We start from the raw sequence: 8,761 nt of genomic DNA, 5'->3' as shown, positions 1-8,761 counted from the left end.
ATATAGAACCTCGCGCCGATCGATAACGTGGGTGTTCTGGCGTTCAGTTGTACAATCAGCAGCTTCCGCAATCAGCCTTGGATAGCAAGCCGCCCTTGCAAGCTATGAAGGACTGGCGCAAACTCAAACCGGAGTTGTTCAAGAAACAGCCTTACTACCTTCCGGGATGTGACACATACCTTATGCCGTATTTGTAAACTTGACGGGCGATAGTTCTTGGTAGGTTCACCAAAGTTTCTTGCGTACGGCGGGCAATATTATTGCGATTCTCGTATGTGTTTTGTCTGCGGGTTACCTGCTCTGTGGCTGTTTCCTCCTTACGGTCAATATCTGATGAATAGCCCTCATTGATCTACTTCAAGCTATCAATGATTGCGCCATTGCATCACTTTTGACCCTTTCTGCCCGCTCCGCTTCAATCTTCGGTTGACGTTACTCGCCTTGGTTGATTTTGGTTTTGTTAACTAATTTTTAAGGAATTCATTGATGCGTTTGAATGTTATGGCCTCTGCCTTTGTTGCGACTTTTTCTTTTGCCATGTCTGTCTCTGCTGATGTTGCTGATGGGATTGCGTTTTTGGATGCGGGCGATGTTGCGTCTGCGGCGACGGAATTTGCGGCGGCTTATGAGGCTGGTGTGCCTGAAGGCGCTTTTTATCTGGGTCGTTTGTTTGAGCTGGGCCTTGGAACTGAGCAAGACGAAATGCGGGCTGCGAACCTTTATAGTGCGGCTGTGGATGCGGGATCGGTTAAGGCGCAGGTGCGTTTGGGGCTGATGCATCACGAAGGCCGGGTGCTTTTGCGTGACTACGTTGAGGGATCACGCCTGTTGTGTGCCGCGGCCGAGGCGGGTGACGCGGATGGGCAATTGAACTGCGGTTTGGCCTATCAAATCGGACGCGGCCTTCCTGCAGATGAGGCCAAGGCTATCGACTATTGGCAGCGCTCTGCGGATCAAGGCAATATTTTGGCGATGAATGTGCTGGGGCAGACAGCCTTGGACGCGGGCGATATCAGTGCTGCGGGTACGCACTTTAAACAGGCGGCTGATCTGGGTAACGCGGGTGGTATGTTTGAATATGCCAAGCTGGTGTCAGAAACCCACCCTGTGGCGGCTTATGCGTATGCGAATTTGGCTGTTGTACGTGGGCTATCTGAGGCAGCGGTTTGGCGTGATCAATTTGAGGCGGGCTTGAGCGCGGCGGATATCGAAGCGGGTCAGGCTATGGCGCGCGCTTGGACCGAAGAACGTATCTTGGCTGAAGCCGAGTAACCACGCAGATGCGGTGGTTTATTGGACCTATAGCGATCATCGCGGCGCAACCGGCACTGGCGCAGGGCTTTTGTCTGCCGATCGATACGATTGATGTCTCTGGCGCGACCATTATCAGTGATGCGCAGATGGCGGCGGCTGTCGCCCCGTTTGCGGGCAATTGTCTGGGTATGGAGCAGATCAATGCGGCGCTTGAGGCGGTGACATTCCTGTATGTGGACCGTGGGTATATCACGGCGCGCGCCTATCTGCCGGAACAAGACATCGCGGACCGGGGCTTGGATATTACCGTGGTCGAAGGCGAACTCGCGGGCATTCGGTTTAATGGCGAGGCCCGTCCGTTGTGGGAAAAGATCGCGTTTCCGGGGCTGATTGGGCAAACGGCGAACCTGCGTGATATTGAACAGGGTTTGGATATTATCCGCGGCATGCCTGCTTATACCGCGACGATGGAGATCACCGCCGGAGAGGCCGAGGGACAGTCGATTTTGGATGTGGATGCGGTCGCTGAAAAACGCTGGACCGCGCGGTTTGGTGCGAACAACCACGGCACGCCGGGCAGCGGTGAGTATAACGCCACGGCTGATCTGGCCTATGATCACCTGTTGGGTTTGAATGAGACTTGGTCGCTCAACATATCGCGCGGCGCCGAGGCGAACCCGTTGGGGTCTGACACGGGTGGTGCTGCCACCCTGAATTATGGTGCCGGGCTGCGCCTGCCGTATGGGCCTTGGACGTTGCAGGGAAACTACAAGCATTCCTATTATGAGACCGACACATTGGGCCCGATCACGAGCATTGGCACAGATGGGTGGACAGATACCGCCGATATCAGCCTGTCGCGTGTGGTTCACCGCAATCAAAATAGTAAAACCAGCGTGACGGGTGTTGTGAACTGGCGCGATAATGTGAACCGGATCGCCGAGATTGAGATCAACGCGTCCAGCCGCACATTGGCAAGCGCGCGCCTTGACCTTGACCATGAACGCAGCCTTTGGGGCGGCCATTTTGCGGCGCGGCTGGGGTATGAACAGGGGCTTGATGCCTTTGATGCAGAGGTTGCAGCTGATCCGTTGGTGGGCCCAAACCCGCAGTTTGCGCTGGTTGATTTTGAACTGCGGTATAGCCATGGCTGGGCGCGCGAAGGCGGCAATATCAACGCGTCCACGACATTGCGCGGTCAATGGAGCGATGACACGCTTTATGGCGCGTATCGCATGGGGCTTGGTAGCCTCTCATCGGTGCGTGGGGCCAAAACATATGATTATGAAACCAGCGACGCCGGGCTATTTAGCGGCGACACAGGGTTGATTTGGCGCAATGATGTGTCGTGGACAACGCCGATGCCATTGCCGACATTGATTGGTGCTTTGCAGGTCTATGGTGGTCTTGATGCCGGGGTTGTCGAGGTTGATGACAGCGATCAGGCAAAGCCGCTTGTGGGCGGTGCTGTTGGATTGCGGACGGTCGGTAGCACTGTTGCGATTGATTTGGCCTGGCAACAGGTTTTGACGATGCCAAACGGCGCAACACCGCCTGACGGCATTGCGCTTCTTTCTATATCTACCAATTTTTGAAGTTTCTTTTAGGATAATCTTTATGAAACGCCGATTGAACAAAGCGATCCACATCTTCACCAGCTGGTTGAGCATTTTCTTGATCTCGGCGCAGCCTATTATGGCGCAATCTATTGTGTCTGATGACAATGGCCCGGTGGTGATTGAAGCCGCCAACGGCACGACGATGGTGATGATTAGCACGCCGGATGCAAATGGCGTGTCGCATAATACTTTTGTTGAATTTAGCGTGGGCGCCGATGGCGCGATCCTCAATAACGTTGGCGAAAACACCGCGACCACCCAGCTTGGCGGGATCGTGCAAGGCAATAGTAACCTTGCGGGCGGCACGGCCTCGGTCATCATCAACGAGGTCACAAGCACCAATCCGTCGGTCTTGAACGGCTATCTTGAGGTTGGTGGTGACCGCGCGGATGTGATTGTCGCGAACCCTTATGGGATCACCTGCGATGGCTGCGGGTTTATCAATACTGACCGTCTGACGGTCACGACGGGCAGCGCGACTTATGACGGCAATACATTCACCGGGTTCTCGGTGGATGGTGGGGCTGTCAATATTTTGGGCGGCGGGCTTGATGCGACGGATACGACGCGGTTTGATCTGATCTCGCGTCAGATCACAGTTGCTGGGGCGGTGCATGGGCAACGCATTCGTGTGATCGCGGGTCGCAATGACGTGATTTACGCCACGGGTGAAGTCATTGAAAAGGTCGATGATGGGTCGACGGCCCCGACACTGGCGATTGATTCCACTGTTGTGGGCGGCATGTATGCCAATGCCATCACGATCACATCGACCGAAGATGGCGTGGGCGTACGTGCCCCGACAGAAATGGCGGCAAACGCGGGTGAGATGATGATCACCGCCGATGGTCGTCTGGTCATGGGCAGCGCAAGTGCGACGGGCAGCATCACGGCGACCAGCACAACAAGTGACGTTGAAATTGAAGGCACGGTTGTTGCGACACAAAATGTGAAGGTGACCACGGCCGAAGATTTGGTTTTGGCGGCGAATGCCAAACTGGTCGCGGATGTGGCGGCTGATTTGACGGTTGGCAATGATATGACGGTTGGCACAGGCGCAGAAATTGCAAGCGGGGCAGCGCTTGATATCGATGTGACAGGCGCTGTTCAGGTGGCCACTGCGGCGGATGTGATTGCGGCAGGCAATGCGACCGTGACCGCAGCAAGCGTGACCAATGATGGCACATTGGCGTCTTCGGGTGGCACATTGGACGTGACCGCGAATGGCATCACCAACAGCGGCTTAATGTTTGGCGATAGCTTGATTGCGTTGCGCAGCGATGGGGCAATTTTAAACGATGGCGGTGAAATTGTTGCCAATGGCAATATCAACATTGGTGGGACGACGGTCACGCGCGCAGCCAGTTTTACCAACCAAAACGCGGGCCGCGTTGAAACCATTACAGGCAATATCACCATTGCCGCGACGGATTTTTTAAACACGCGCGCGGCGCCCGTTGTTGATGACGCCTATACGGTTGATCCAGACGATCTCGGTGATGCGACTTGCACGGGTGATGATTGCACTGATCCGCTTGTGTTGGCGGGCGCTGTCACGGTGACAGGAGAAGCCGCGCAGATTATCTCGGCTGGGAATATCACGCTAACGGGTGACACCCTTGTGAACCAATACAGCCAGATCACGGCATTTGGCGATATTGCGATCACGGCCGCATCATTGGAAAACATTGGTGCAAATATCTATGAACCGACAGCTGGGAGCCCTACTGGGCTGACCTTCGTAGGCGCTGTGTTCGGCACGATCGAGGCCGGTGGCACGCTGAGCGCGAATGTATCAGGCTATACCCAAAACGGTGCGGCGGCAGATGATGTTGTGGTCGAGGCCGGTGCCGGTGTTGACCTTGCTGACACGGTGTCCGGGTCTATCGGCGATTCTGCGCTTTTGATCGTGAACACCGATCCGACAGCTGACTTTTTGGTCGAAACCCGCGATGAATTTGTTGATCTAGATCAGTTTGTATCGTCTGACTACTTTTTGACGGCGATTGAATATGACCCCGAACTCAAACGGTTTGGCGATGCCTATGCCGAGGCGCTGTATATCCGCAAACAACTGCTGGCGCTGCTTGGGCAATTGATCCTGACTGCAGGCGTGGATGAGCGTGCGCAAATCCAAGCGATGTATGACAATGCGATTGATGCGCAGCAAAACCTTGACCTGACGGTTGGGGTCGCTTTGACGCCTGATCAAATCGGTGCATTGACCACTGATATTATCTGGCTTGAAGAAACGGTGATCGACGGTCAAACCGTGCTGGCCCCCAAGGTCTATCTGGCCAACCCTGAAATCCGTCTGGCGGGGCTGAATGGCGCGATGATTGTCGCCCGCGAGGTCAGCTTCCGCGGTGGTGACTTTAGCAATAATGGCACGTTGCGCGCGCAAGATGGGCTTGCTGTGGTGTCAACGGGGACCTTTAGCACAAGCGGCACGCTGAGTGCGCAAGATGTGTTCGTGAGCGCCGATACCATCAATGTCGAGACCGCTGCACATCAGGTCGTTACCTTGCGCAATGGCGAAACATCGGCGTTCATGGCGGCTCTTTTGGCTAGCTTTACAGGCGACGATGCGTCTGCACCAGAACTGGACCGCCAAGACCGCGCGGCACGCCCATCGACTATCGAGGCGGGCAGCACATTGGTGCTGCGCGCGAGCAATGACATCACGACCGCTGGGGCAGATATATCGGCAGGGTCCGGCGCTGCGTTTGTGGCTGGAGGCGACATCACGATTGGGGCGCTGGCCTTGTCGCGCGCCAAAGGTGACGAGACAGGATCGAACCACCACCGCATTGAGAGCCTGACGCACCTGACCAGCACCATCACATCGGGCGGTGATATTACCTTGCTGTCATCGGGTGATGCTGATGGTCAAAACGATATCTTGCTCGAGGCGGCAACGCTTGAAGCGGCAGGTGCCATCAGCATGGTTGCGCGTGATGGCGATCTGGTATTGGCTGCTGCACAGGACATGTATTTTAGCGACCGCGCGACCAGCAGCAGTTCGTTTTTTGGCTTCAAAAAGAAACAAACCCGCGATCAGGTTTTGGATATCTCGCATCAGGTCACATCGCTGAGCGGAACTGAAATCGTCGCCGTCGCAGCACAAAATTTGCAGATCGACGGGACGCGTTTTGTCGTCAGCGGCACGGCGGACGGCGATGCGGCTGCGGGCGAATTGGCGCTGATCTCGGTCAATGGCAGCACGGCATTTAACGCGCCGGTCGATATCCGCGCTGAATCACACTACCGTAGTAGCAGTGTGTTTTGGGGGTTGATCTCGAACAGCAAAGACCTGCGCACGCTCGCGTCACAAGCCCAAGGGGCTAGCGCCGACACAGTTGGTGATCTATTGATTAACTCGGGCGCTGACCTGACGATGACCGCAGTTGATTTTAATATCGACGGGCAGTTCCACACGGATGTTGCGGGCGCAACTTATCTGCTTGCTGCGATCGATATGGATTACCAAGCCCTGATCCAGCACAAAGACAACGGCATCATCATGACCGACATCCGCTCCGAGGATATGGCCGAGCGTGTGACCTATAATGGGATCGTGGCCGCAGGCGGGGTCAACTTTGACGCGGACAGCCCGATCATCTTTGCGGGGCTACGGCATCCGCTGCTTGATAGCGCCCACCCGGCGGCTTGGGTCGCAGGCGATGACGATGGGCGGATCAATCTAGCGGGCGTCTATCTGGATGAGCAAAGCGATGACGCAAACAACGATAGCGATGTGGACGAAGAAGAGCACTGGCGCGACAACACCGACTGGGCCGAGGACGACGGCACCGTCGCACAAGTCCTCTCACCACTGCCCACTAGCGCGGACGGCGCAGAATACGCCTATATCGCAGGCCTCCTGGGACGCGACACAACAATCAACGACCCAATCACACTCGTCAGCTATGAGTTCTACGATAAACAACAAGCGCTCAGCCCGGCATTCAAAGCACTCCTCACAATCGTTGTGACCCAAGGGCTTGCCGGTCCGGCTGGGCTGGCGGGGCAGTTGGGGCTCGTGACTGAAGCCACCGCTGCGACAGCAACTGCAGCGGCAACCTCAGCCACTGTGACCTCAATGGGCCTTGCCGTAAACGCGGCGGCGGCCAGCACAATTGTTGGTGTGATTGATGGTGCGGTTGCGGGCGACATTGACATGGGGGAAATCCTTGGCGCCGCAGCATTCGCTGCCGTAAGCGCAGGACTAACCGCTGAGATTAATCTCGACAGCTTTGGTGGTAGCTTTGAGGATGTTGGCTGGGCAAACACATCGGCGTTCAAGGCCATGGGATTTGGTTTTGGCGAAAACCTGACCATCGCGCGGCTTGTTGAAGCCGGGATCGATGCGACGATTACCTCGGGGCTGAGCACGGCCGTGTATGAAACCGATTTCCTTGACAGCTTTGGGGCCAGCATGCGCTCCAGCGCGATCAGCCTCACCATGGCCGATCTGCAAAACGGGATCGGGGATGGGGTCACGAAAGGGCTTTACCAAGAAGGTGACCTTGCCCACGCAGCCCTGCACGGGTTGGTGGGTTGCGCCGCCGCAGAAGCGCTCGACGGGAACTGCGCCTCAGGCGCCGCAGCCGCGATCGCACAATCCATATACGCAGGGACATTGGACGACACCGCGCCGGATGAGAGCGACACTGCAGCCTATGCCGCATGGCAAGCACAGGTCGCCGACCAAGCCCAACTGATCGGCGCATCCGTCGGCTATATCACCTCAGCAGGCCTCGCCAGCAACGTCTCAAACGGCGGATCAATCGCGCAGTCGGGCGTGGTGAATAATTTCCTTTCGCATCTGGAAACGATCGAAAAAATTGCGGCAGAAGAAGCGTTGGCTGAATGCGCAGAAGCACTATTGTGCACTGAAGGTGAAATACTCCAGCTCCGTGCTGAAGTTTTGCAATGGACGCTTCTGGATGAGGCCCGGGATTTGCAGATCCAACAGCTGTGCGCGCAAGGCAATGCTCTGGGCTGCATCGGCGTGTATAACGAACTAGGGGAAATTTTGGCGGAGGATCTAGCGTTCTACAACACGCTGGACCCTGATAGCGTACTTGCGCGCGCGGTTTATGCCGAAGGTTCTGGAAATGATCAGCTCCGAGACCGACTGCTTGAGTTGGGCGGCCAAGCAGGCGCTCGGAACACGCAAATTACCCTAAATGGCTTTGGGTTTGGCGCAGCTGGGGGCGCGGGTGCGGCCGTAATCGTCTTCGGAGGACCGGCAGCCTTGCGTTGTGCTGCCGACTACACTTGCCGAACAAACTTAGCTCTAGGCTTGGCTGACGAGCTTGCCATGACGCCCGGTGCCTTTACAGGGACGATTGCAGTCACGGGCACAACGGTTAAAGTTGCCGGTGACGTGATCGGAACTCTTGACGACGCAAAGGGGTTTGTGAGGGCCACAAAGGGGGGAGCAGATGATGTGTTTGAAACTGGTGCCAACATTACGCCGAACAGGACGCTGGATCGCTACTCTCATATTGGTGCCGATGGTACATTCGTAACTGAAGTATCTAGCATTGAGAACGTGATTGGCCGAATCCCCAGCAATGCGACTGAGATCAGAATTACTCGCCAGCAAGCAGCTCAATTGGAAACGGATCTAGGTTTGAACCCAGGCAGCTTAGAAGCCAACAATACGTTGTCGCTCGTTGATGATATAGCTGGCAGGTGCCCCCGTTGTCCGATTGGCGGTAACGACCAGTTCTTGGGCGGAGGGCAAGGCTTGCCAGGGGGTGGATCGGAGTTGGTAATTGACAGCATTCCATCATCAGGAGGCAATGGGGTTCGCCAAATCATGGTGATAGTGGAATGATGCTAAAAAGACGGTTCAAGGGACGTGAGATACCGTGTCC

3 protein-coding genes are annotated in these 8,761 nt (G+C 56.0%); all 3 read left to right on the top strand.

The window, feature by feature from the left end; all coding sequences use genetic code 11:
• The first annotated feature begins 486 nt into the window (after positions 1–486).
• The 3 genes from QZ196_RS16420 to QZ196_RS16410 are packed head-to-tail and all read left to right on the top strand — an operon-like array spanning position 487 to position 8,721.
• Positions 487–1,272 (top strand): tetratricopeptide repeat protein, encoded by a 786-nt coding sequence (locus QZ196_RS16420; protein WP_296428361.1) that lies wholly within the window; start codon positions 487–489, stop codon positions 1,270–1,272.
• An 8-nt stretch (positions 1,273–1,280) separates the two neighbouring features.
• Positions 1,281–2,849 carry a ShlB/FhaC/HecB family hemolysin secretion/activation protein gene (locus QZ196_RS16415; RefSeq protein ID WP_296428359.1) on the top strand — a complete coding sequence of 523 codons (1,569 nt, stop codon included), beginning with the start codon at positions 1,281–1,283 and terminating at the stop codon, positions 2,847–2,849.
• Positions 2,850–2,871: 22 nt separating this feature from the next.
• The gene (locus tag QZ196_RS16410) at positions 2,872–8,721 is read left to right on the top strand and encodes a filamentous hemagglutinin N-terminal domain-containing protein (RefSeq protein ID WP_296428357.1); all 5,850 of its coding nucleotides are present in this window, start codon (positions 2,872–2,874) and stop codon (positions 8,719–8,721) included.
• The last annotated feature ends 40 nt before the right edge of the window (positions 8,722–8,761 follow it).

Source organism: Yoonia sp., assembly GCF_017854565.1.
Lineage (GTDB): Bacteria > Pseudomonadota > Alphaproteobacteria > Rhodobacterales > Rhodobacteraceae > Yoonia.
This window is presented reverse-complemented; position numbering and strand designations above follow the sequence as displayed.

Coding starts and splice junctions, on each gene's coding strand:
- QZ196_RS16410 (WP_296428357.1), top strand. CDS start 2,872: ATGAAACGCCGATTGAACAAAGCGATCCACATCTTCACCAGCTGGTTG.
- QZ196_RS16415 (WP_296428359.1), top strand. CDS start 1,281: ATGCGGTGGTTTATTGGACCTATAGCGATCATCGCGGCGCAACCGGCA.
- QZ196_RS16420 (WP_296428361.1), top strand. CDS start 487: ATGCGTTTGAATGTTATGGCCTCTGCCTTTGTTGCGACTTTTTCTTTT.